This window comes from Rhizobium sp. SRDI969, assembly GCF_025152725.1.
Lineage (GTDB): Bacteria > Pseudomonadota > Alphaproteobacteria > Rhizobiales > Rhizobiaceae > Rhizobium > Rhizobium leguminosarum_I.
The window spans coordinates 1-21,905 of the sequence record NZ_CP104037.1; the positions used below are offsets into that span (position 1 = coordinate 1).

At 61.6% G+C, this 21,905-nt stretch carries 19 protein-coding genes; 15 read left to right on the forward strand and 4 right to left on the reverse strand.

The features are described from left to right. The 3 genes from repA (at position 1) to repC (ending at position 3,607) form a co-directional block, all read left to right on the forward strand. Positions 1-1,215 carry a plasmid partitioning protein RepA gene (gene repA, locus N2A41_RS27130; protein ID WP_017969074.1) on the forward strand — a complete coding sequence of 405 codons (1,215 nt, stop codon included), beginning with the start codon at positions 1-3 and terminating at the stop codon, positions 1,213-1,215. Next, positions 1,212-2,237, forward strand: coding sequence for a plasmid partitioning protein RepB (repB, locus tag N2A41_RS27135; RefSeq protein ID WP_026154663.1), 1,026 nt, complete (start codon positions 1,212-1,214; stop codon positions 2,235-2,237). Before repA ends, repB begins: the two co-directional genes overlap by 4 nt. Before the next feature lie 155 nt (positions 2,238-2,392). Further along, on the forward strand, positions 2,393-3,607 hold the full coding sequence (repC, locus tag N2A41_RS27140) for a plasmid replication protein RepC (RefSeq protein ID WP_260111640.1): 1,215 nt from the start codon (positions 2,393-2,395) through the stop codon (positions 3,605-3,607). A gap of 263 nt (positions 3,608-3,870) precedes the next feature. Here repC and N2A41_RS27145 read toward each other — a convergent pair whose 3' ends face one another. Both N2A41_RS27145 and N2A41_RS27150 read right to left on the reverse strand, forming a co-directional pair. Then, positions 3,871-4,788 carry a nucleotidyl transferase AbiEii/AbiGii toxin family protein gene (locus N2A41_RS27145; protein WP_017969077.1) on the reverse strand — a complete coding sequence of 306 codons (918 nt, stop codon included), beginning with the start codon at positions 4,786-4,788 and terminating at the stop codon, positions 3,871-3,873. Then, positions 4,778-5,632, reverse strand: a complete 855-nt coding sequence (locus N2A41_RS27150) for a type IV toxin-antitoxin system AbiEi family antitoxin domain-containing protein (RefSeq protein WP_017969078.1) — start codon at positions 5,630-5,632, stop codon at positions 4,778-4,780. Before N2A41_RS27150 ends, N2A41_RS27145 begins: the two co-directional genes overlap by 11 nt. Before the next feature lie 1,371 nt (positions 5,633-7,003). On the opposite strand from N2A41_RS27150, the gene N2A41_RS27155 reads away from it, so the two are divergent. The 11 genes from N2A41_RS27155 (at position 7,004) to N2A41_RS27205 (ending at position 20,265) form a co-directional block, all read left to right on the forward strand. Further along, positions 7,004-9,136 carry a ParB N-terminal domain-containing protein gene (locus N2A41_RS27155; protein ID WP_260111641.1) on the forward strand — a complete coding sequence of 711 codons (2,133 nt, stop codon included), beginning with the start codon at positions 7,004-7,006 and terminating at the stop codon, positions 9,134-9,136. A gap of 103 nt (positions 9,137-9,239) precedes the next feature. Continuing rightward, positions 9,240-9,896 (forward strand): hypothetical protein, encoded by a 657-nt coding sequence (locus tag N2A41_RS27160; protein WP_260111642.1) that lies wholly within the window; start codon positions 9,240-9,242, stop codon positions 9,894-9,896. A gap of 72 nt (positions 9,897-9,968) precedes the next feature. Then, entirely contained in the window at positions 9,969-11,159 is a 1,191-nt protein-coding gene (locus N2A41_RS27165) for a DUF932 domain-containing protein (RefSeq protein ID WP_260111643.1), read from the forward strand. 84 nt (positions 11,160-11,243) lie between these two features. Next, on the forward strand, positions 11,244-11,498 hold the full coding sequence (locus N2A41_RS27170) for a DUF6117 family protein (protein WP_260111644.1): 255 nt from the start codon (positions 11,244-11,246) through the stop codon (positions 11,496-11,498). A gap of 129 nt (positions 11,499-11,627) precedes the next feature. Continuing rightward, entirely contained in the window at positions 11,628-16,019 is a 4,392-nt protein-coding gene (locus N2A41_RS27175) for a strawberry notch-like NTP hydrolase domain-containing protein (protein WP_260111645.1), read from the forward strand. A 12-nt stretch (positions 16,020-16,031) separates the two neighbouring features. Further along, positions 16,032-17,069 carry a DUF7146 domain-containing protein gene (locus N2A41_RS27180; protein ID WP_222314781.1) on the forward strand — a complete coding sequence of 346 codons (1,038 nt, stop codon included), beginning with the start codon at positions 16,032-16,034 and terminating at the stop codon, positions 17,067-17,069. A gap of 325 nt (positions 17,070-17,394) precedes the next feature. After that, positions 17,395-18,336 carry a DUF2493 domain-containing protein gene (locus N2A41_RS27185; protein WP_260111646.1) on the forward strand — a complete coding sequence of 314 codons (942 nt, stop codon included), beginning with the start codon at positions 17,395-17,397 and terminating at the stop codon, positions 18,334-18,336. A gap of 82 nt (positions 18,337-18,418) precedes the next feature. After that, on the forward strand, positions 18,419-18,679 hold the full coding sequence (locus tag N2A41_RS27190; RefSeq protein WP_026154665.1) for a type II toxin-antitoxin system Phd/YefM family antitoxin: 261 nt from the start codon (positions 18,419-18,421) through the stop codon (positions 18,677-18,679). Then, complete coding sequence (locus N2A41_RS27195; RefSeq protein WP_260111647.1) at positions 18,669-19,088, forward strand: hypothetical protein; 420 nt, start codon at positions 18,669-18,671, stop codon at positions 19,086-19,088. Before N2A41_RS27190 ends, N2A41_RS27195 begins: the two co-directional genes overlap by 11 nt. A 464-nt stretch (positions 19,089-19,552) precedes the next feature. Next, positions 19,553-19,876, forward strand: a complete 324-nt coding sequence (locus tag N2A41_RS27200; protein WP_025398107.1) for a DUF736 domain-containing protein — start codon at positions 19,553-19,555, stop codon at positions 19,874-19,876. A 56-nt stretch (positions 19,877-19,932) separates the two neighbouring features. Beyond that, a complete protein-coding gene (locus N2A41_RS27205) occupies positions 19,933-20,265 on the forward strand; it encodes a hypothetical protein (RefSeq protein WP_260111648.1) in 333 nt (110 codons plus the stop codon). Positions 20,266-20,328: 63 nt separating this feature from the next. On the opposite strand, the gene N2A41_RS27210 is transcribed toward N2A41_RS27205, so the two are convergent. Further along, entirely contained in the window at positions 20,329-20,607 is a 279-nt protein-coding gene (locus N2A41_RS27210) for an HU family DNA-binding protein (protein ID WP_260111649.1), read from the reverse strand. Between the two features lie 415 nt (positions 20,608-21,022). On the opposite strand from N2A41_RS27210, the gene N2A41_RS27215 reads away from it, so the two are divergent. Further along, complete coding sequence (locus N2A41_RS27215) at positions 21,023-21,187, forward strand: hypothetical protein (protein WP_167383835.1); 165 nt, start codon at positions 21,023-21,025, stop codon at positions 21,185-21,187. A 198-nt stretch (positions 21,188-21,385) separates the two neighbouring features. Here N2A41_RS27215 and N2A41_RS27220 read toward each other — a convergent pair whose 3' ends face one another. After that, complete coding sequence (locus N2A41_RS27220; protein ID WP_077988455.1) at positions 21,386-21,661, reverse strand: WGR domain-containing protein; 276 nt, start codon at positions 21,659-21,661, stop codon at positions 21,386-21,388. Positions 21,662-21,905: the final 244 nt, after the last annotated feature.

A 21,905-nucleotide genomic window follows, 5' to 3' on the forward strand; every position in this document is an offset into this window, starting at 1 on the left:
ATGGCGAAAAACGCCGTAAAGACAGCGTCGGAAATCGAAGGATTGACCGCTTTGATGGAGCGGCATGCTGAGGCCCTGTCGGGACAATTGCAAGCGCATCATGTCAAGGTCTTTCCGCCGTCTGCAGAGAAAGGCATCCGAGGGTTTGGGCCGTCGGAGGCCGCAAAGCTTCTCGGCGTCAAAGAATCCTATCTTCGCCAAATCGCGTCCGACATGCCGGAACTGAACGTCAGTACGGGTGCGGGCGGCCGTCGTATATTTTCGATCGAGGATATCCATCAGATCCGGAAGCATATGGATCAGGTGGGTCGCGGAAATCGACGCTACCTGCCCCACCGGCGCGATGGCGAGCAACTGCAAGTCATTTCCGTGATGAATTTCAAGGGTGGGTCGGGCAAGACCACGACGTCGGCACATCTGGCCCAGTATCTTGCCATGCGGGGATATCGCGTGCTCGCGATCGATCTCGATCCTCAGGCCAGCCTGTCCGCCTTGTTCGGCAACCAGCCGGAAATTCATGTCGGTCCGAACGAAACGCTCTACGGCGCCATTCGCTACGATGAAGAACAGCGCCCGATCGAAGAGGTGGTCCGGGGAACGTACATTCCCGATCTCCATCTCATTCCCGGCAATCTTGAGCTTATGGAGTTCGAGCACGACACACCGCGCGCCCTAATGAGCCGCAAAGAAGGCGATACGCTTTTCTACGGGCGGATCAGCCAGGTCATCGAGGACATCGCCGACAACTACGACGTCGTCGTCATAGACTGCCCTCCCCAGCTCGGCTATCTCACGCTTTCTGCGCTGACCGCCGCGACGTCGATCCTGGTGACTGTGCATCCCCAGATGCTCGATGTCATGTCGATGAACCAGTTTCTGGCAATGACGTCAAATCTGCTGCGGGAAATCGAAAATGCTGGCGCCAGGTTCAACTTCAACTGGATGCGGTATCTCATCACCCGCTTCGAGCCGAGCGACGGCCCGCAAAACCAGATGGTCGGTTACCTCCGGTCGATCTTCGGCGAGAACGTGCTCAATTTTCCGATGTTGAAGACGACCGCTGTCTCCGATGCCGGGCTTACAAACCAGACACTCTTCGAAGTCGAGCGCGGCCAATTCACGCGTTCGACATACGATCGCGCCTTGGAGGCGATGAATGCCGTCAATGACGAGATCGAGTCTTTGATCAAGAAAGCGTGGGGTAGAACCACATGAGCCGAAAGGACCTTTTGGGGGTTTCCGCAACCGTTCCTGCCGCGCCCTCGCCGCACGACCCGCAATTGGCAAAGAGCCGAACCATGCCGCTTCTCGGCGTTGCTCGCAAGGACCGTGACCCGGCGACAAAGCTGACCGCCAATATCGGCAATGCTTTGCGCGAGCAGAACGATCGCGTGGAACGAGCCGAAGAAATCGAACGGCGTCTTGCCGAGGGCCAGGCGGTGATCGATCTCGATCCGAACGTCATCGATCCCTCGTTCATGCAGGACCGGATGCCGGGCGACATCGATGGGCTGCTTGCGTCTATCAAGGAACAGGGCCAACAGGTGCCGATCCTCGTGCGCCCTCACCCTCATACGTCCGGTCGCTATGAAGTTGCCTTCGGTCATCGCCGCTTACGCGCGGTGACCGAACTCGGCCTGGCGGTCAAGGCGGTCGTCCGGGATCTTACGGACGAGCAACTGGTCGTTGCTCAAGGCCAGGAGAATAACGAGCGCCAGGATCTTTCCTTTATCGAGAAAGCGCGATTTGCCGCCCGTCTGAAGGAACGTTTCTCTCGAGACGTGATCATCTCATCGATGTCCGTCGACAAGGGCGATCTTTCCAAGATGCTCGCCATCATCGAAGCCCTTCCCGTGGACTTGATCGATGCCATCGGCCCTGCCCCCGGCATCGGCCTTAGAAGCTGGCAGGAACTGGCCGATCTGATCGAAAAGGCTTCCTCGGCCGACAACGTCCTCGAACGTGTGCGTTCCACCGAATTACAGGTGCTTCATTCCGCCGACCGGTTCAAGGCGCTGATTGCACATCTGAAGCCGCGCCGGTTGGAACGCGGTCTCCCTGAAGTCATGGCGAGCCCCGCTGGCGAGCGCCTGGCGCAGGTGAAGCAGAGCAAGGCGAAGGTGGAAATCATGATCGATCGGAAGGCGACGCCGGACTTTGCGGCCTTCGTGCTCGAGCAATTGCCGGCGCTTTATGAAGCGCACCGTGCGAAACAGAAACAGAAGAAGGAAGCGTAACGCGCAAAAGAAAAGAGCCCCCTCAACGTTGCCGTCGCGGAAGCCCTTCTGTCTCTTTAGCACGAACAGAATCGCATTTCCTCGAATCCTCGTCAAGAGTCTTTGGCACCGATTTGGTGAGCAAATTTCTTTTGCCTGCTGAAAGGTAAGAGACGATGCAAACGGGAAATGTGACGACGCCCTTTGGGCGGCGGCCGGTTTCGCTTGCCCTGGTCAGACGGCAGCAAGCTGTTGCCGAGATCAAGGCGGGGAAGTCGGCAGAGAAGTGGAAAGTCTTTCGCGACGTTTCCGCGGCAATGGCGCTGCTTGGCATTCAGTCCAACAGCTTGGCGGTGCTTGACGCCTTGCTGAGCTTCTATCCGGAAAACGATTTGCGCCAGGACGCATCGCTCATCGTTTTTCCGTCGAACGCGCAGCTGTCATTGCGTGCCCATGGCATGGCGGGTTCCACCCTCCGACGGCATCTTGCGGCGCTTGTTGAGGCCGGTCTGATCATTCGAAAAGATAGCGCCAACGGTAAGCGCTACGTACGCAGAGACCACACGGGTGATATCGAGAACGCCTTCGGTTTCGATCTTTCGCCATTGCTGTCTCGCGCGGAGGAGCTCGCCATGTTCGCGCAGCAGATCGTGGCGGAGCGCGCCGCCTTCAAAAGGATGAAGGAGAATCTGACGATCTGCCGGCGCGACGTGCGCAAGCTGATTTCGGCGGCCATGGAGGAAGGGGCAGACGGCGATTGGCAGGCGATCGAAGGCATTTATGTAGGGTTGATTGCCCGACTGCCACGCACGCCATCGACCGCTGACGTGAACGCAATCCTCGAAGAAATGCAGATGCTGAAAGAGGAAGTGCTCAACCGGCTGGAAAATCAGGGAAAAGCAGAAAATCCAAGCGGCAATGCTGCCCATACCGAGCGTCACATACAGAATTCAAAACCCGAATCCTTCAGTGAACTTGAACCTAGCTCCCGAAAAGAGCAGGGGGCAAAATCGAGCGGGGCGAATGGAATCCAGCGAGAGCCGTTGAAGGCATTCCCGCTCGGCTTGGTGTTGAAGGCCTGCCCGCAAGTTATCGATTATGGGGCCGGCGGCGCGATAGGGAGCTGGCGCGAGTTGATGTCCGCAGCCGTCGTCGTCCGGTCGATGCTGGGGATCAGCCCGTCGGCCTATCAGGAGGCGTGTGAGATCATGGGGCCGGAAAATGCGGCGATCGCAGTTGCCGGCATCCTGGAGCGAGCAAACATGATCAATTCTCCGGGCGGATACTTGCGGGATCTCACGCGACGGTCGGAGCGAGGCGAATTTTCGCTGGGGCCGATGATTATGGCCTTGTTGAAGGCGAATGGCCTGGCGCAAACGAGAGCGGGGTAGGGGCGGCCGGGCCATTTCGAAGAGAACCGCGGGGAAGTTTGCCCCCTCCAAAGGCTCCGTAGAAAAGTTGGTCGCGACCAACTCTGCTAAACCCTTGTAGTCGTTTGATTTTTGAATTTCGATATTTTGGAGCGAAATCACCAACTGGGAGTACGGCCTTCGAGGAAGACCGAGGGGGTAGTCTCCGATAGGCGCGGCGTCGGGCGGCAGGAGAAGCGAGCCAGTCGTCGGATCATCGATCCTGCAGATAGGCCAAAGGCGCATCATCGTATGAAGAGGCGCTCGATCTCCCCGCGCTGTTCGGCGTGTTTGGGCGGATTGTCGTTCCTTAGTTTTTGCAGGTTGAGGATCTTCCAGCGGACCGCCGGCAAGGCGAGGGCGTGCGGCAAGCCGATAACCTCGAAGTCGGGGTCACCATCGTGAAGGGACAGCAGAAACGTGCGGGCCTTGTCATCAAGGCGCTCCTGGATGTCCTTCAGGAACCGCTCCCGGACGTCCAGCAATTCGTCTAGCGAGACCTTCTCGATTGTCATCCCATCGAATTCTTGATTGAAGACATGTGCGACGTCTGCCCTGTTGGGCTGCAGCAACTCGTGGGGCGGGCGTCCGGAGCTCGCCACGTAGACGAGGAAGGTGCGAAACAGCGGGTCGGTCAGTCCCTCGTTTTCATAAAGCAACTTGATGTCGAAGAGATCGCGCGGATGCTGGCGATCGACCGCTGCATGCATCTTGCCGCCGAAGAGGTCTTCGAAGGCGACAACCTGCATTTCTGCAAAACCAAATTGATCTTCGACCCGCTCGCTGACCCTGCGTCGTTCGACGGGGTGCACCGTGCCGCGGGCGACCGGAGAGGTTTCGATCTTGATTGCGGTCTGGCCCCGCCTCACCTCGACGCGTGTATCGCCGCCGCCACCGCCAGCTATTCGCTTTGTCCGGACGCCCTTGATGCTTTCGACCTTCCCAGCGACCCGGTCGAGGGCCTCGTCGATTTCGGCCAGGCTCGCGACCCTCGGTTTGAGCGGAAGGTAGGTCAGGTCGATATCGACCGAGAGACGCGGGAGATCTCTGTAGAAGAGATTGATGGCGGTTCCACCCTTCAAGGCGAAAACTGGTTCGTCGGCAATCATCGGCAAAGCCTGAACGAGGAGCTCGAGCTGGAAAATATACTGTTCACGGGCCATCGTTGCCCTCCGGCTTCCCGGGAAGATACTCTTCCGGAATGGTGATACGGTATGTGGGATGCAGTTTACCGCCCTTGATGAATGAACGGTCGCCGCTTCCAAGTTCGATGATCGACCGCTCGACATGCTTGAGCCAGGCATGCTTGTGGCGGTCGGCAAAGACGAAGAAAAGCCTTTTCACCTGGACCTTGGTGCAGTCGGCCAGAAGCTCGGTCATACGACGCGGGCGCAGGTTGGTCAGACCCTCGAAGATCGTATCGATGTTATGAAAGCTTTCGTTGTCCGGCAGTTCGTCCAGCGCTTCGAGGATGGCCCGCTCCGGCGTTGAAGCGCGTATCGTCCAGTTCTGTAGAAAGAGGATGGCGTTGCCGTCCGGTTCAGCCGCCAGTGGTTCGATCCCAAGATTCGCCGTCTTGAAGAGTCGCGTGCTGCGCAGGACGGGGAGGCCATTGGTGGGGAGATTCGCGAGCCATCGGGGAGCATCGCCATAGATGAAGATTTTTTCGGCGGCCCCTAGCGCCAGGTAATGCACATGCCCGCGAAGTCCGAGCGCCGTGCGGCCGCCGACATGGAACGGGTAATTCATGATCGTCTGTGCAGACATGACCGCAATGCGCCAGTCGATGCGTTCTTCTGCCGAACCATCCCGCCCCGAGGGACGCCGATAAACGCCATGCATGACGGGCTCGAGCCAGCCTCGGCGGAGATAGTCATGTGTCGAACTCCGGCGGATTTCCATTTTCCGCATCCATGCAGAATCCACGATGAAGCCTGCCGGGACCTCGTCCAGCATTGACTTTAACTTATCGCGTTTTTGTTCGCTCATGACGGACAAAAATGACATCTTTAAAAGTGGTGCGCAAGGAGACTTTATAAGAAGGGAAAATTGTCCGTTTCAAACGGACTTTCGAGGCCGATCGGGTGGCGGTGAAGCCCGCCCGTCATCGTTCGTTTTGGAGCCATTTTGCCCAAGGCTGTAAGAAGGCGCGACAGTTCTTCATGGCCACGCGCAGTAAATGCAGGCTTCGACCTTTTGATCCTTCCCTTTCGTACTCACCAAGCAGAACGCCCGGACCGGCACGCCAGATGTGCTTCGACCATGTTCGGCGAGGTACAGCACGCTGCCATGGGCAAGACCGCTGCGAAGGATGTTGCAGAAGAGGGCGGCCATTAGCACAGCCCTGCAGCAAGCCCCGCTGGCAATTCGAGAGCAGCTCTCACGTCGGCAGGCAGACCTCCTTGCGAAAGTCCGGGAGGCCCGTTCCGCATCGGTAGATGGTGGTATCGCCAGGCGTCAGGTTGGTAGAATGGCACTTGGGAGATCGGCTGCTCGCCGATGTTTTTCCGAGTTGCCGCAGCCAATCGACTGCTTGGGACGCTGTCGTTCAAATGCCCGACTGTATGCCCCATCTGCGGTTTCCATATCCGCTCGATCGGCAGGTTGATCATCGGCGTGGAGATCGCCAGTAGGAACGACGCTTTCAGGGGGAGGGAGCCGTCGTCACGCTTTTCGGACGCCAGAGCTCATCGATCAGTATCTGGCAACGGCGCGGGGTTTCGACGCTGAATTTTTGCAGGTTTCCCATTGGCGTTCATCTCCTGGCGATCGAACGCTCGGGCGAGGGCGCCATCCCCGTCCACTGACACATTCTTATCCGGTCTCGGTTCCGAACCGCACATAATTTCTCAAATTCGCTAGTCCCTTGGCTCCTCTGCGCTATCGGCTGCAATTTGCTCGTTGGGATGATTTTCCTCATTCAGATTGGCCTGAATCTGAAGGCTGAATGGAACAAAAGAAGAACTCAATTAGTATTCTTACGCACATGAAGTCCTATTCAACGCGAACCAGGGGAAGGGCGTGGACAATGTCGCTCGCGCGCAACGCCGGGGGAGGAGCTGAGGGAGCGGATTGCACACCTGGACGCTCCCTTCGCTTTAGCACCTCGTGCTCAACGCGTCGCGGATCGGTTTGACTGGCATCGCCTTCGGCCCGAGCTGTCGGCAAAGCTGAAGCACGGCCGTGCCAGTCTTCACCCGAGGGCTTCGATCCCTGACGCAGCATTACCGGGTCTTGGCCGCAAGGGAGGCTTCGCTTGCCGAAGAGACGGTGGGACATGGTGGGGAGGGGATAGAGGAAGAGGAGGGAAGGGGAAAGCTGTGACGGATTGAGAGGGTTGGAGAGAGGCTCCGCCCGGTTCGTCATGGAGAAACCGACATGGCCCAGGCCATTCAGAAAATCACCCTTAGTACAGCCCGCGACATACCCTTCAACAAGCTGACGTTGAGCCAAGAGAACGTCCGAAAGATCAAGGCAGGCGTGTCGATCGAGGATCTCGCCGAAGACATCGCCCTCCGGGGTCTGCTGACCAGCCTCAACGTCCGTCCCGAACTCGACGCTGATGGGAACGAGACCGGCGTCTACCGCATCCCGGCTGGCGGACGCCGTTATCGCGCCCTCGAGCGCCTCGTCGCGCAGAAGCGGTTGGCCAAGACCGCCGGTGTTCCCTGCATCGTCAGCAAGGGCGAAACCCTCGAAGTCGAGGACTCGCTCGCCGAAAACGTCCAACGCGTCAGCCTTCATCCGCTCGATCAGTTCCGCGCCTTCCAGACCTTGCGCGAGCAGGGGCTTGGCGAAGAGGAGATCGCCGCGCGCTTTTTCGTTTCGGTCGCGACGGTCAGGCAGCGGCTTCGGCTGGCATCCGTCGCACCGCGGCTTCTCGATCTTTATGCCGAGGATGAGATGACGCTCGAACAGATCATGGCGTTCTCAATCACCAACGACCACGTTCGCCAGGAGCAGGTCTGGGACACGATCTCGCGTTCGCATAGCCGCGAGCCCTATTACGTCCGTCGGCTCCTGACCGAAACCGCAATCCGTGCCAGCGACCGCCGCGCCGTCTATGTCGGCATCGAAGCCTACGAGGCCGCAGGCGGTGTGACCATGCGCGATCTGTTCGAGCAGGACCAGGGCGGCTGGCTGCAGGATCCGGCGCTGCTGGAGCAGCTTGTGATGGAAAAGCTCAAGACTGACGCCGAGGCGATCCAGGTGAGCGAAGGCTGGAAATGGGTCGAAGCCGCGTTCGATTTCCCCTATGGCCACACATCCGGCCTGCGCCGCTTCTACGGCGAGCAGGCCGAAATGACTGAAGATGAACTGGCCCGCTATGACGCCACCCGCGCCGAATACGACAAGCTCGATGCAGAGTATGCGGAGGCAAACGAATACTCGGAAACGACCGAACAGAAGCTCGAGGAACTCGGCAGCGAACTCGACCGGCTCAACGACCGGCCATTCGTCTTCGATCCTCAGGATATTGCTCGCGGCGGTGTCTTCGTGTCGCTCGGCGCCAGCGGCGAGCTCAAAATCGAGCGAGGCTTCGTGCGGCCGGAGGATGAACCGAAGGCCGAGATCGATCCGACCTCTGATGTTGGCAACGGTCGTGCGGATCATGGCGGTGATCTACCAGTATCCGGCGGCGCCGGCGGTGAAGGCACCGAACCGGACGACGAGGACGAAACGATCAAGCCGCTTCCCGACCGCCTCGTTCTCGATCTCACGGCAGCCCGGACGACTGCTTTGCGCAACGCACTGGCGAACAACCCGGTCATCGCCTTTGTCGCCGTCCTGCATGCCTTTGTTCTAAAGACCTTCTACGTCTACGGTTCGGATTCATGCCTGGAGGTGACGCTGCAGAGCGCCCGCTTCAGCCAGACGCCCGGTCTCGGCGAAACGGTCTGGGCGAAGGAGATCGATCAAAGGCAGGAAGGCTGGGGCCAGGATTTGCCCAAGGATCCGAACGATCTCTGGGATTTCCTGATCAAGCTCGACGAGGTCAGCCGGCAGGCCCTGTTTGCGCATTGCGCCTCGCTTTCGGTCAACGCGGTGATCGAACCCTGGAACAAGCGGACGCGCGCCATCGCCCATGCCGATCAGCTGGCCCGCTCGATCGGCTTCGACATGGTGGAAGCCGGTTGGACGCCGACCGCCGACAACTATCTCGGCCGCGTCACGAAGGCCCGCATCCTGCAGGCGGTCCGAGAAGCCAAGGGTGACCAGGCGGCGGAGCTGATCGCCCATCTCAAAAAGACCTACATGGCCCGCGAGGCCGAGCGGCTGATCACAGGCTGCGGCTGGTTGCCGGAACCGCTTCGCATGACGGTCGTGGATGGCATCAGCGAAAGTGACGCTGTCGCCGATGATGCCTCCGTCGGGTCCGATGAGGGCGAGACCGCCTCGAAACTCCCCGACCTGCCGGTCTTCCTGCTCGATGAGCCGGAAACGTCGGACGACGACACCGGCGATACGGAGAGGGGGATCGACGGCGAGCATCTCGCTGCCGCCGAATAGTGTCACGAGCATCACATCAGCCTGACCCGATCGCATTTGCGGTCGGGTCTTCTTTCCCAACAGCCCGGCCATCGCGCCGGGCTTTTCCGTTCAGGAGGCACCTATGCCCGACTTCACCATCGAGACCACCTATCACCTGCCGGTCTTCCGGCACCGCACCTATGAAGCTGACACGCTGGACGAGGCGTGCCGTGCTGCCATCGAAGATGACAGCTGGGATATCGCCGAGAAGGACTTCGATTCCTCGGGCGCAATTCATATCACCGGCATCTGGAACGGTGCACATGCGGCCTATGCGGGTCCGCCGCTCCAGATCCCTCCGCAGTTCGACGAACCTGTCCAGCGCCGGGCGCGTCATTTCGAGATCCTGCTCGGGCTGTTGAAGATCCTGTTCGATGACGTCCGTGCGGCCCGGCCACCGTCGCTCGATTGGCTCGCTCGATCTGCCTGGGCGATCGCCCGAGGAGAAGCCATTCTCGCCGGAGACCCGGATCCTGAAGAGCCGGTCGATCCGCCAAAGCCTTCCCACGTCCTGGTCAGGCTGCAGGAGGGTGGTGTGCGCGACGCAATCACCGCGGTGCTCGAAGTCGACCCGAGCTTTAAGGGTTTAACATCCGAGGCGGTGACCGACGACGAGGTCCATGCTGCATGCCTCTCTGTCGCCACCACGATGGATTTTTCGGACGTGGTCGGAAGCGCCGAATTCCAGGCGGCGCTCTTGGCAATCCGGTCGGCGCACCGCCGGCTGGCTTCCGATTGATTCCTCTTCCCAGCATCCTTCTCAACCTCGCCCGGCCATCGCGCCGGGTTTCCGCTTTTAAGGAGACAGCTTATGACAACTCTCACCTCCAACAACCCGTCCGCCCGTTCCGCCTTCAAGGTCGATATCTCCCGCGGCGAACGGATCGGCCGCGTTTCGTCGGAATGGTTTTCCCGTCCCGATGATGAACGCTTCCTGTCGCTGAACGATCTCTACGACACCGTCCGGTCCCGCGCCGAGCGCGCCCATGCCCGAACGATCGAAAGCGCTGCGATCCGCGTCGAAGCAACGCGCGACAATGCGGAGCGGCTTGCGCTTCTCGTTCCAGGTCAGCGCCAAGCGATCGCGCCGACGCATTGGAGCTACGGCCAGCTTTGCAGCCTCGTTGGCGCTCCCGCCACCTATATGCGCCAACTGCCGGCGCCGCTTGCGGCGATCAATCTGCAGCATGGCCTGCTCAACCATCGTGCCGAGCTCGTCAAGACGCTTGAGATGGATGACGGCCGGCTGGAACTGCGCGCAGTGACCGGACCGGAATACGGTCGGATCTGGGATCATGAACTGGTCTCGTCGGTTATGAAGATCGCCGGCAACGGGACCGGTGACACGATGTGGAAAGTACCCGGCGTCTTGGATTGGGCGACGATGACCCACAATCCCTTCGTCGACATCACCAAGGACACGACCACCCTTTACGCCAGCGACCGGGACGTCTTCCTGTTCCTGGTCGACGACACCCATCCGATCGAAGCCGGACGCCTGCCGAACGGTGAGCCGGATCTCTACTTCCGCGGCTTCTATGCCTGGAACTCGGAGGTTGGATCGAAGACGCTCGGCATCGCCTCCTTCTATCTGCGAGCGGTCTGCGCCAACCGCAATCTCTGGGGCACGGAGAATTTTGAGGAGATCACCATCCGCCATTCGAAGTTCGCCGCCCAGCGCTTTGCGCATGAGGCGGCGCCTGCGTTGACCAGTTTCGCCAATTCGTCACCGGCGCCGTTCATCGCCGGCATCAAGGCGGCGCGTGAGCAGATCGTCGCGCGCAAGGACGACGATCGCGAGACCTTCCTGCGTCGGCGGGGCTTCTCGAAGGGCGAGACCGGCAAGGTGATCGAGATGGTGCTGTCGGAGGAGGGGCGGCCGCCGGAGTCGGTCTTCGACTTCGTGCAGGGCATCACCGCGCTGGCGCGCACCAAGACCAATCAGGAGACGCGTCTGGAACTCGAAGGCAAAGCGAAGAAGCTGCTGGAGAGTGCCTCCTGACGCGCCTCGAGACAGATCAAACTAGCCTCAACATCACCATCAGCCCGGCCCCGTGTCGGGCATTTCCGTTCATGGAGCACTGCAATGGCTATCCCCGATTACGCACGCTTGAATTTCGATACGCTGCTGCGCGCGGCGTCCAATGGCAATCTCGCTCTCATGGAATGCCTTGACGCCGCGACCGGCGAGCCGCGTTACGTGCTTTGCGCCGTCGGCCGCAGTGACGGCGAACACGCCTTCACGCCGTTTGGCCATCTTGCCGACGGCAATCCTTACGATGCCTATCTACCGCCCGATCCCGACGATCCGACTGGCTTCCTTGTAAGCCCGACGACCTAGACACTGACAACAGCCAGCGGTTTAAGCCGGCGATCACCGATCCTGCCCTGGCTGCCCGATTTCGTTCCTCCGACCTTCCGCAGGACGCTGGGCTCCCCTGTTCTTTCCTCACTCTTGGAGCATCCTTCGATGAATATCATCTCGCATCCTCAAACCGATTCCACCTCTTCACGTCCCGATACCAAAACCGGCGCTAAAGCACTTATAGATGCTGCCGGCCGGATCACGTCGCTTCTGGAGCAAGGGAAAGTCGTCACCACAGCTGACCTGCAACAGATCATGATCGAAACCCTCGGCGGCAGCGACGCCGAGGGCGTCTGGCTCTGGAAGGAGGCCTATGAGGCGACCGAGATCGCCCAGGTCCTGTTCCTCCGCAAATTCCGCGCGATCGTATCCGGTACCCAGTCGCCCCAGGCGACGCTCGCGATGCTGACGAAAGTGGCAAACCTCGTGCCGACCCATACACGCCGATCCGAGGAGAGCCAGGCACTGCAGCAATTCTCGACCCCCATCCCGCTTGCCTACGTCGCATGTCGCGCTGCCGGCATCATAGCCGCTGACGTGGTGCTCGAGCCGTCGGCTGGGACCGGCATAATGGCGATCTTTGCAGAACTCGCGGGTGCACACCTGACGCTCAACGAATACGCGATGGTCCGGCACCCGCTGCTGCAGCGGCTTTTCCCCGGCGTTCCGGTATCGCAGCACGATGCCGCGCATATCGACGATTACCTCGATCGTCCCATTCGCCCAACCGTGGTGTTGATGAATCCCCCTTTCTCAGCCGGCGTTCACGTCGAAGGTCGCGTGGCTGGTGCCGCCTGGCGGCATCTGGCCTCCGCATTCGCGCGGCTTGCTCCCGGTGGCCGACTTGTCGCGATCACCGGCGCGAGCCTCTCTCCCGACAATCCCGCATGGCGGGACGTTTTCGTGCGGCTGCAGGAGAAGGGTACGGTCCTGTTCACCGCGGCGATCGACGGGAGCATCTACGCCCGTCATGGAACGACGATGGAAACGCGCCTGATCGTGATCGACAAGATCCCGGCGGGCGATCCTTCGAAGCTGGTGACGTCGAAGGGTACCGCGCACGATCTCGAAACACTCCTCACCTGGATCACCGGCCTTCCGCCCCGCGCGCCTGCGGCGGCGTCGAACTCCATCGGTGCGCTCTCCAACGGTAGCCTGCGCGCGGACACGATGCGTCCAGCAGCGGTTGCCGGCCCGACGCATCGCCCCGCGGTCGGAGGACAGGCGCAGCCTGCAGCAACGGTCCGTCCGATACCCGTCGATGACGAGATCATCGAACTCTCCTACGAGCTGCGGGACGCTCGGCCGAAGGATGAGGCAAACGCTGCCGACGGCATCTACGAGACCTACCGGCTGCAGTCGATCCACATTCCCGACGCAAAACCTCATCCTGACACGCTGGTCGAATCCGTTGCGATGGCCTCGGTCGCACCGCCGAAGCCGAGCTATCGCCCGCATCTGCCGAAGCGCATCGTCACCAGCGGCGATCTCTCGGATGCCCAGCTCGATAGCGTCATTTATGCCGGCGAAGCCCATTCCGGCTATCTCGCCGGCCATTGGACAGTGGATGGCTCCTTCGACAATCCCAAGGTCGTCGGATCCGATGCAGAACATGCCGTCCGCTTCCGCCGCGGCTGGTTTCTCGGTGATGGCACGGGCGCGGGCAAGGGCCGCCAGGCTGCCGGCATCATTCTCGACAACTGGCTCAAAGGCCGCCGTCGCCATGTCTGGATTTCCAAGTCAGACAAGCTGATCGAGGACGCGCAGCGCGACTGGAGCGCGTTGGGCCAAGAAAAGCTGCTCGTGACGCCGCTGTCGCGTTTCCGACAGGGCAAGCCGATCAAGCTGGAGGAAGGCATCCTCTTCACCACCTTTGCGACGCTGCGCAGCGATGAGCGCGAGGGCAAGCGATCGCGCGTGCAGCAGATCGTCCACTGGCTCCGGAGTGATTTTGACGGCGTCATCGTCTTCGATGAAGGCCACGCCATGGCCAACGCCGCCGGCGGCAAGACGGAGCGCGGCGACAAGGCGGCGTCGCAGCAGGGCAGGGCCGGGCTTCGCCTGCAACGTGCACTTCCGGACGCCCGTATCGTCTATGTTTCGGCGACCGGCGCAACTGATGTGGAATCCCTTGCCTATGCTGAACGGCTCGGTCTCTGGGGCAGCAGCGACTTTCCTTTTCCCACACGCTCCGAGTTCATCGCGGCTATCGAGGATGGCGGTGTTGCGGCGATGGAAGTACTGGCCCGCGACCTCAAAGCAATGGGTCTCTACACATCGCGTTCGCTCTCCTTCGAAGGCGTAGAATACGAGATCCTCGAGCACGAGCTGACCGAGGAGCAAGTCAGGATCTACGATGCCTACGCCGAGGCCTTCCAGGTGATCCACAATCACCTGGATGCTGCAATGGAGGCGTCCGGTATAACCGGCAAAACCGGGACGTTGAACAGACAAGCCAAGGCGGCCGCACGTTCGGCCTTCGAGAGCTCGAAGCAGCGCTTCTTCAATCATCTTCTGATCTCGATGAAGACGCCGGCCCTTCTCAAAGCGACCGCTGCAGATCTGAAAGAGGGTCACGCTGCGATCGTCCAGCTCGTCTCGACGGGCGCGGCTTTGACCGAGCGCCGACTGGCACAGATCCCCACCGAGGAATGGGGCGATCTGCAGGTCGACGTCACGCCGCGGGAATATGTGATCGACTACCTGTTACACTCCTTCCCGGTGCAGCTCTTCGAGGAATTCTCCGACGCCGAGGGCAATCTCAGCTCCCGGCCTGTTCATGATGCGGACGGCAACCCGGTGATCTGCCGGGAGGCCGAGCGTCGGCGCGACGAACTGGTCGAAACCTTGGGTAGCCTGCCGGCGATCCCGACGGCGCTCGACCAGATCGTCCAGCACTTCGGAACGAGCCAGGTCGCCGAGATCACCGGCCGCTCGCGCCGCATCGTCCGCCGCGAGGACAACAGCTCCATTGCCCGCTATGCCGTGCAGAACCGGCCGGGCAGCGCCAATCTCGATGAGGCCCGCGCCTTCATGGACGACGAAAAAGGCATTCTCGTCTTCAGCGACGCCGGCGGAACCGGCAGATCGTACCACGCCGATCTCGCCGCCAAGAATCAGCGCGTGCGTCTTCACAACCTTCTGGAAGCCGGCTGGCGCGCCGACGTGGCGATCCAGGGCCTAGGGCGCAGCCATCGCACCAATCAGAAGCAGCCGCCCCGGTTCCGGATGATCGCCACCAACGTCAAGGCCGAACGGCGTTTTCTCTCGACCATTGCCCGGCGTCTCGACACGCTCGGCGCCATCACCCGCGGCCAGCGCCAGACCGGCGGGCAGGGGATGTTCCGATCCGAGGACAATCTCGAATCGCAATATGCCCGCGACGCGCTGCGGCAGTTCTACGGCCTGCTGCATGCGGGCAGGATCGAAGGCTGCTCGCTGGATAAGTTTGAGAGCATCACCGGCCTGTCGCTGACTTCAGAAGAGGGCGGATTGAAGAATGAGTTGCCACCGATCCAGACCTTCCTCAACCGCATGCTGGCACTGACCATCGCTATGCAGAACCTGCTGTTCGAGGCCTTCGAGCAGCTGCTGGCCGCCCGCATCGAGGGGGCTATCGCCGCCGGCATCTATGACAAGGGCATGGAGACGATCTCCGCCGACAGCATGAAGGTCACCGACCGCCGGCTGATCTACACCCATCCGGTCACCGGAGCGCAATCGCACCTCTTCACCATTGAGCGCAGGGATCGCAATGCACCGATGCAGCTCAAGGACGTGCAGACCCTCGTGAGCCAGGATCCGCGCGCGAAGCTGATGGTCAACGGCAAGTCGGGTAGGCCAGCGGTCATGGTGCCGACCCGCGCGATCATGCTGGACGACGGTTCGGTCCAGCCACGCGTGTCGCTGCTCCGGCCGATGGACGAGCTCCGCTTCGAAGTCCGGCAGCTCGAAGAGACGAGTTGGGAGGAGGTTGACGAACAGGCTTTCGTCCTCGCCTGGAATACCGAAGTCGCCGCCGTGCCGAAATTCTCGGCATCGATAGTGCATATGGTCAGCGGGTTGTTGCTGCCGATCTGGAAATTGCTGCCGCAGGACTTTTGCCGGGTACGGCGTCTGCAGACCGATGATGGCGAACGGATCGTTGGCCGTGTCATCGCTCCGGACAGGCTGGCCGGCCTTTGCCGCAACTTCGGGATCGATCAGACGGAAGTATTGAGCGGCGACCAAGCCTGGACGGCGCTGGTCGACGGATCCTCGATCATCGGTCTTGCCGGTGACATGACGCTCCGCCGCGTGCGGGTGATGAACGAGTACCGCGTCGAACTGACTGGCTTTACCGATGGCATGCGCGACTGGCTGCGGTCGATCGGCCTGTTTTCCGAGATGATCAACTGGAAGCTGCGTTTTTTCGTGCCGGTGACGGATGAGGGTGCGGAGATCCTGTCGAAGCTGATGCAGCGTCATCGCCTCGTCGATGTTGCGCGCCGGTCGTGAAGGAGGCCCGCCATGCTGTCCGCCTCGGAACTGGCGGGTCGTCTCGCGCAAGACGCGGAGGCGGTCTGCCGTCACTATCTTTCCGCCGGCCGCCGCGCCGGCAACTACTGGCTCGTCGGCGATGTCTCCAACAACAAGGGCCGGTCGCTCTACGTGCATCTGGCCGGCCCGCGTGCTGGCCGGTGGACGGATGCGGCGACCGGTCAGTTCGGTGACCTGCTCGATCTCGTCCGCGAGACCTGTGGCCTCGTGGACTTCCGGGACGTTGCCGAGGAGGCGCGTCATTTTCTCAGTCTGCCTCGGCCTGAGCCGGGGTCGTCTCGCAGCACGGACGCCCATAATTCTGCGGCAGTCGAGCGGCCCACGTCTGAGCGGGCCCGGCGTCTGTTTCGGATGACCCTGCCGCTTACAGGCACGCTTGCCGACGCCTATCTGCGTGAGCGCGGCATTTTGCGGGCGTCGACCCATGCGCCGCTCCGTTTCCATCCGTCCTGCTACCATCGCGATCTCGTCACCGGCCGGGCGAGCAGCTATCCGGCTCTGATTGCCGCCGTGACCGACGCTGCCGGCGCGATCACCGGAGTGCATCGCAGCTGGCTCGATCCCGATGGCGTCGGCAAGGCCAAGGTGGACAATCCCCGCCGCGCACTCGGCAGGCTGCTCGGTAATGGCGTACGTTTCCGCTTTCCCGTCACCGATCCTGTACCAGTCCTGGCGGCGGGCGAGGGCCTCGAAACCATGCTGTCGCTCTCGCACGTGGTGCCCGGCATGCCGATGGTCGCGGCCCTGACGGCCAATCACCTCGCGGCCTTCAACTTCCCGCCCGGATGCCGGCGCCTGTACATCGCCGCCGACGCGGATGCGGCCGGCCGTCATGGGGTCGAGGGATTGAGCCGCAGGGCACAGGAACGCGGGATCCTGCCGCTGGTGCTGTCGCCGGAGCTCGGCGACTTCAACGAGGATCTTCGCTGGCTGGGTCCCGACCGGCTGACGGCAAGCCTCAGGGCTCAACTCATCCCCGAAGACATGATGGCCTTCCTGCCCGTCTGAAGCTGGGCGCAAAGGGTGGGGGAGGGGCTAGCGGCAGCACTGGCGAAGGGCGGTCCATTCGTCTCATTCCGAATGGGCGCGCCCGCGGGCCTGCCGAGAGGCGACCCTTACCACGCGGGCCTCCGGCCTTCAGCGGGTCAGTCGGGTTTCTTCCCCTGCCGGTCCGCAGGCGCGGCCCGTCATTCCTCGCGGATCAAGAAACCCTCCCTCCGCCGCCCGGCGCTTCGCTGGGCCGCTGCGCTTCGCTTGCGGTTCCGGCCTCGGCCCGCGTGACCGGGTTCGCCGTCAGGCCGCGAGAGGCGCGGCCCACGAAACGGAGACCACCATGGACCTGATCCTCCACCCCGACGACGGCTTCGAGCCCAACCACGCTTCCTCCCCGACCGACCGCTTCATCTACGAGATGCAGGTCTTCGGCTATCGCCGCTTCCAGGACGAGCCCGACCCGCGGCCATTGCCGGAGGAACCGCAGGTCCAGTCATCGATCACCACGATCTTCGACGCCCTCGCCGAAATGCTCGGCAACACCCGCCTGGAGCCCGATCTCGAAGACCTGTTCTGGTCGATTCCCAATCTCTTCCATCGCGCCGGCGAGCGCATCCAGCGCGAACTCGACCGCAACGAGGAAGCGCAGCGCACCGGCCAGCGTGAGCAGGACGGCTCGGAGGTGAAGAGTGTCGAGCTCGAACGCCTCATTGCCGAGGGCATCACGCTCTTGGAACGCAGGAATAGCTTCGAGTTCATGCGCGACTATGCCGCCGACCTGTTCGAGGCGCAGACCGGATCCTCCTGGCGACCGCGCACCGGATCCAAGGTAAATCATGCGAACATGACGGCGGCGATGATCGACAGCCGTGACTTCCTCTCGGCCAGACGCCGCGCCGAGACCGAGGTGCTAATCCCGGCCGGCACCAAGATCGCTTTCGCCGGTGGCATGGACTATAACGATCATGAGCGGATCTGGGCCAAGCTCGATCAGGCGCATGCGAAGTATCCTGACATGGTATTGCTGCACGGTGGCGCGCCGAAGGGTGCAGAACTTATCGCCGCCTGCTGGGCTGAAGCCCGCCGGGTGACGCAGATCACCTTCAAGCCCAACTGGACGAAGCATGCCAAGGCAGCACCCTTCCGCCGCAATGACGACATGCTGTCGGTCATGCCCGCCGGATTGATCGTCTTTCCCGGAAACGGCATCACAGGCAATCTCGCCGACAAGGCACGCCGGCTCGGCATTTCGGTCTGGCAGGCATCAGGAGACGGCGCGTGAGCGCCGTCTTCCCGGATACATGGAAAAGATGGAAAACATTGCAAAAATGGATTATATGGGAATCGAAGTGGAGACCATAGCGATGAAGCAGTTCACGACAGGCGACCTCAACAAGCAGATTGGCGACGTTACCGATGCGGCAAGCCGCGAGCCGGTTGTTCTGACTCGCCACAAGAAGCCTCGCTTCGTGCTGATGAGCTACGATCATTATGAGCGCATGCGCACCGGTGGCGACCCCCGCCGCGCCTTTCGTATCTCGGAAATGCCCGCCGAGCATGCGGAACAGTTCGACGAGGCGCTTGATCGGCTGGCGCGCGGCGAAGGCTACGACGATGAGCCGTGAATTCCGCCCCGGCGAGGTCATCTCCTATCCGTACCTATGGGCCTGGCAGCAGCAGCGCGGGGAAACCGAGGGCCGTAAGCAGCGCCCCGTCTGCGTCGTCGTCGCCATCCGCAATGCTGCCGACGGAAACACCCACCTGGCGCTTCTCGCCATCACCACCCAACCGCCGCAGACGGGCCGGATCGCTCTGGAGATCCCGGAGATCGAGCGCAAGCGTGCGGGCTTAAGCGATCTAAAGCAGTGCTGGATCATAGTCGACGAATACAATTACGATATTGTCGAGCGCTCCTGGTACATCGAGCCCGGTCAGGACATCCTCGGCCGCTTCAGCAAACCCTTCATGGTGAAGATCGCCAGACTGTTTGCCGAGGCGCGCGGCCGAACCGGCCGGGTCAACCGCCTCGACTGAGACTTGCCGCATCCCCGCCGGGCGGTGGGGCGACATCCCTTGAAATCACGTCTGTCACTCGATTGCGCTCTGCAGAACTGCAGTCGCGTCACGGAAGACCGAGGATCCGGGCCTCACGCCACCGAAGGCCATCTTTGACGATGAGGATGGGATCGGGACTGTGCCGATCTCTCGCGATGTGCCCGACTGGTTGACGGCCAGGGTCCGTTGATCCGAACACCACCAACGCATGTCACGAGCGCGGCACTCCGCGCGGCAGCAAACGGGCGCCACGGCGAGGTCTCCTGACGACGTCGCAATCAAGGACCATTCCCGTTCTTTATGTCGCCTTTCTAAGGGACCGGCCGCGATCAGCGTCAACCCGCAAGGGGTTTCCCTTCGCTACGCTGCGGTGACGCCTGCGGCGCGGCCCCTTCTTCGGGCGCCATCGGGAATGGTCCCGATGCAACGAAGGAGACAATCCCATGGCAACCACGATCGCAACCCTCACCGAAAAGACCGACGGCACTCTCGAAGGCGTCTTCGCCACCATCCGGGTCAACGCCCCGATCGCCCTGGTCCCGAACGCCAGCAAGGCGAGCGAAGAAGCCCCGGACTACCGCATCATCCACCGCAAGACCGGCTTTGAGATCGGCGCGGCCTGGAACCGCATCTCCCGCCAGACCGGCGAAGAATACATCTCCACGAAGCTCGAAGCGCCCGAGATCGGCGTGATCTTCGGCAACGTCGCCCCGGCGCCCGGCGGCGAGCCCGGCAAGAAGGTCATCCTCTGGAACAGCCCGGCCTGAACCGGACCGCCGGCCCCGAAATCGGGGCCGGCCTCCCCATTTCAAAGGAGGCCGCCATGAGCCGCTACACAATTACCGTCACCAGGACCGCATCCCGCCACTCCGACCCGGATGCGACTATCGGCTACGACCGCCCGCTTCAGACGTTCTTCCTCCAGGCATTTCCGGACGCAGGTGGCGAGGATCTTGAACTCTGGCTTGGCACAGACATAAGGGAGTTCGAAACACTTTCGCAACTGCGGTCCGCAGCAATCGCACGCGGTTTCGACTTCACACCCTTGGCATCCGGCATTCTTCACAAGCTGCTGGACGACCATGCCCGTGAAGCGCGTCACGCGGTTAGCGACACGATCATCCAGGATTTACTCAACGTCACATCCGCCCGCTGACGCAAACCCAAACGAAAATAGCCCGGCACGGCGCCGGGCTATCTTTTTGCTTGGCTGACAAGATTACTTGTTCAGCGCATCCTTCAGTGCCTTTGCCGGGGTAAAGGTCAGCTTCTTGGCCGCGGCAACCTTGATCGTCGCGCCGGTCGACGGGTTGCGAGCCTCGCGCTCCGGTGTCGCCTTCACCTTGAACTTGCCGAAACCGGGCAGCGACGTCTCGTTGCCAGCCACCGCGGCTTCGGTGATGGACGCGATCACCGCTTCGACGATCGCCTTTCCCTGGGCCTTGGTGAGGCTGTGTTCGCCGGCGACCTTGTCGGCGATTTCGTTGGTCGTGGTCATTTTCTTCTCCGCATCGTGTCAGATGTGGAATCCCTGCCATTGCCGACCGGAGCTGTCATCGACGCACCGCGTCAAGATCAACGATTTGCCCATTTTTCCACAACTACCAAGGACTTTGAGGCATCTCCGTGGGTCTGCATGGTGGATCCGCAAGCGGGCATCGAGCCCGCTTGCGGATTTCTGGTGCCATACCTGAGGAAATGTCTGCTCAGACCGTCCGAGGGTGTCATGGGTGCATGACGGCCTCAAGGACGAGCGGTGCCCCCAATTTTGCCTCCGCTCCGGTTCCCTGCACTCCGACAAAATCGGCACCCCCACTCGCCGCCGCTGGCGGTCGCGTTCCGCGATCCCTGACCCCGCCACGCCCCCATGACCCCGCGCGTCGTCTTTCACAAACGTCAAGGAGACGACGACGATGCTTCTGGAACAACACATTGAAGAGCTTCGCCTCGAACTGCGCGAAGCAATCGACCCCGTCGAGCGCCGCGAGATCGAAATCGAACTGGAGCTGGCTCGCGCCGAGCTGGCGGTGATCACCGCAGAGCAGGAGGGCGCAATTGACGCCGAGCCACCCTTCTGAGGGTGGCTTTCGCCATGTCGCCTGGCCTGACGCGCCGGATCGACCGGCGCTTCAGGCCAGCTTCGCTCGCCATCGGCAGGTGCCAGAATTTGCGGAGGCTCTTGCGGGAAGGGTGGAAGCGATGGGATACCCCAACTCCTGTTTCGCTCCCATGCCATCGACATCAGGATGGCATCCGCCTCCGCGGCACTCCCTTCACTATCGATCACCCGATGCATCTTCCCGGATATGCGGTTTCGGCCCGTATCCGCGAGACCGCCTCTTTCGCAAAAGCTGAAGGAACAGCCTGACCGCCTCTTCCTCCCGCGCGAAATGATGCTCCCGCCTTTGACCTCTTGCGCCGATACGACCCCATCGACGGATGAGACAGGCCTCGCCGAACAGGTTGGGCTCGATCGACATGGCATAGTAGCGGGCCATGTTTTTCTTGGCGTCGATGCGTTCGACATAAAGCTGGTAGCGTTGCGCGATCATGGCGGCAGGATCGCTGAGAGCCGACTCGACGTCCAACGAGACATTTGAATCGGTCCGTGTCGATTGATTCATGATGGTGATGAGTTGCCCCGACGGGCAGCATGATCCGGGCGAGCCGCCTGCGGCGGACGGTGCTATTCGCTGGCGCTCACGGAGCCCGAAGGCGGTCTCCGCCCATTCGGGTGACGCCCTCTCGCGGCTGCCGCACCCCCTCAGTGCGATTATCTGCCGGGCAACCAGGTTA

Coding starts and splice junctions, on each gene's coding strand:
- N2A41_RS27215 (WP_167383835.1), top strand. CDS start 21,023: ATGCTTCTGGAACAACACATTGAAGAGCTTCGCCTCGAACTGCGCGAA.
- N2A41_RS27160 (WP_260111642.1), top strand. CDS start 9,240: ATGCCCGACTTCACCATCGAGACCACCTATCACCTGCCGGTCTTCCGG.
- N2A41_RS27190 (WP_026154665.1), top strand. CDS start 18,419: ATGAAGCAGTTCACGACAGGCGACCTCAACAAGCAGATTGGCGACGTT.
- N2A41_RS27155 (WP_260111641.1), top strand. CDS start 7,004: ATGGCCCAGGCCATTCAGAAAATCACCCTTAGTACAGCCCGCGACATA.
- N2A41_RS27175 (WP_260111645.1), top strand. CDS start 11,628: ATGAATATCATCTCGCATCCTCAAACCGATTCCACCTCTTCACGTCCC.
- N2A41_RS27210 (WP_260111649.1), bottom strand. CDS start 20,607: ATGACCACGACCAACGAAATCGCCGACAAGGTCGCCGGCGAACACAGC.
- N2A41_RS27200 (WP_025398107.1), top strand. CDS start 19,553: ATGGCAACCACGATCGCAACCCTCACCGAAAAGACCGACGGCACTCTC.
- repB (WP_026154663.1), top strand. CDS start 1,212: ATGAGCCGAAAGGACCTTTTGGGGGTTTCCGCAACCGTTCCTGCCGCG.
- N2A41_RS27170 (WP_260111644.1), top strand. CDS start 11,244: ATGGCTATCCCCGATTACGCACGCTTGAATTTCGATACGCTGCTGCGC.
- N2A41_RS27185 (WP_260111646.1), top strand. CDS start 17,395: ATGGACCTGATCCTCCACCCCGACGACGGCTTCGAGCCCAACCACGCT.
- N2A41_RS27145 (WP_017969077.1), bottom strand. CDS start 4,788: ATGGCCCGTGAACAGTATATTTTCCAGCTCGAGCTCCTCGTTCAGGCT.
- N2A41_RS27195 (WP_260111647.1), top strand. CDS start 18,669: ATGAGCCGTGAATTCCGCCCCGGCGAGGTCATCTCCTATCCGTACCTA.
- N2A41_RS27205 (WP_260111648.1), top strand. CDS start 19,933: ATGAGCCGCTACACAATTACCGTCACCAGGACCGCATCCCGCCACTCC.
- N2A41_RS27220 (WP_077988455.1), bottom strand. CDS start 21,661: ATGATCGCGCAACGCTACCAGCTTTATGTCGAACGCATCGACGCCAAG.
- N2A41_RS27165 (WP_260111643.1), top strand. CDS start 9,969: ATGACAACTCTCACCTCCAACAACCCGTCCGCCCGTTCCGCCTTCAAG.
- repA (WP_017969074.1), top strand. CDS start 1: ATGGCGAAAAACGCCGTAAAGACAGCGTCGGAAATCGAAGGATTGACC.
- repC (WP_260111640.1), top strand. CDS start 2,393: ATGCAAACGGGAAATGTGACGACGCCCTTTGGGCGGCGGCCGGTTTCG.
- N2A41_RS27180 (WP_222314781.1), top strand. CDS start 16,032: ATGCTGTCCGCCTCGGAACTGGCGGGTCGTCTCGCGCAAGACGCGGAG.
- N2A41_RS27150 (WP_017969078.1), bottom strand. CDS start 5,632: ATGTCATTTTTGTCCGTCATGAGCGAACAAAAACGCGATAAGTTAAAG.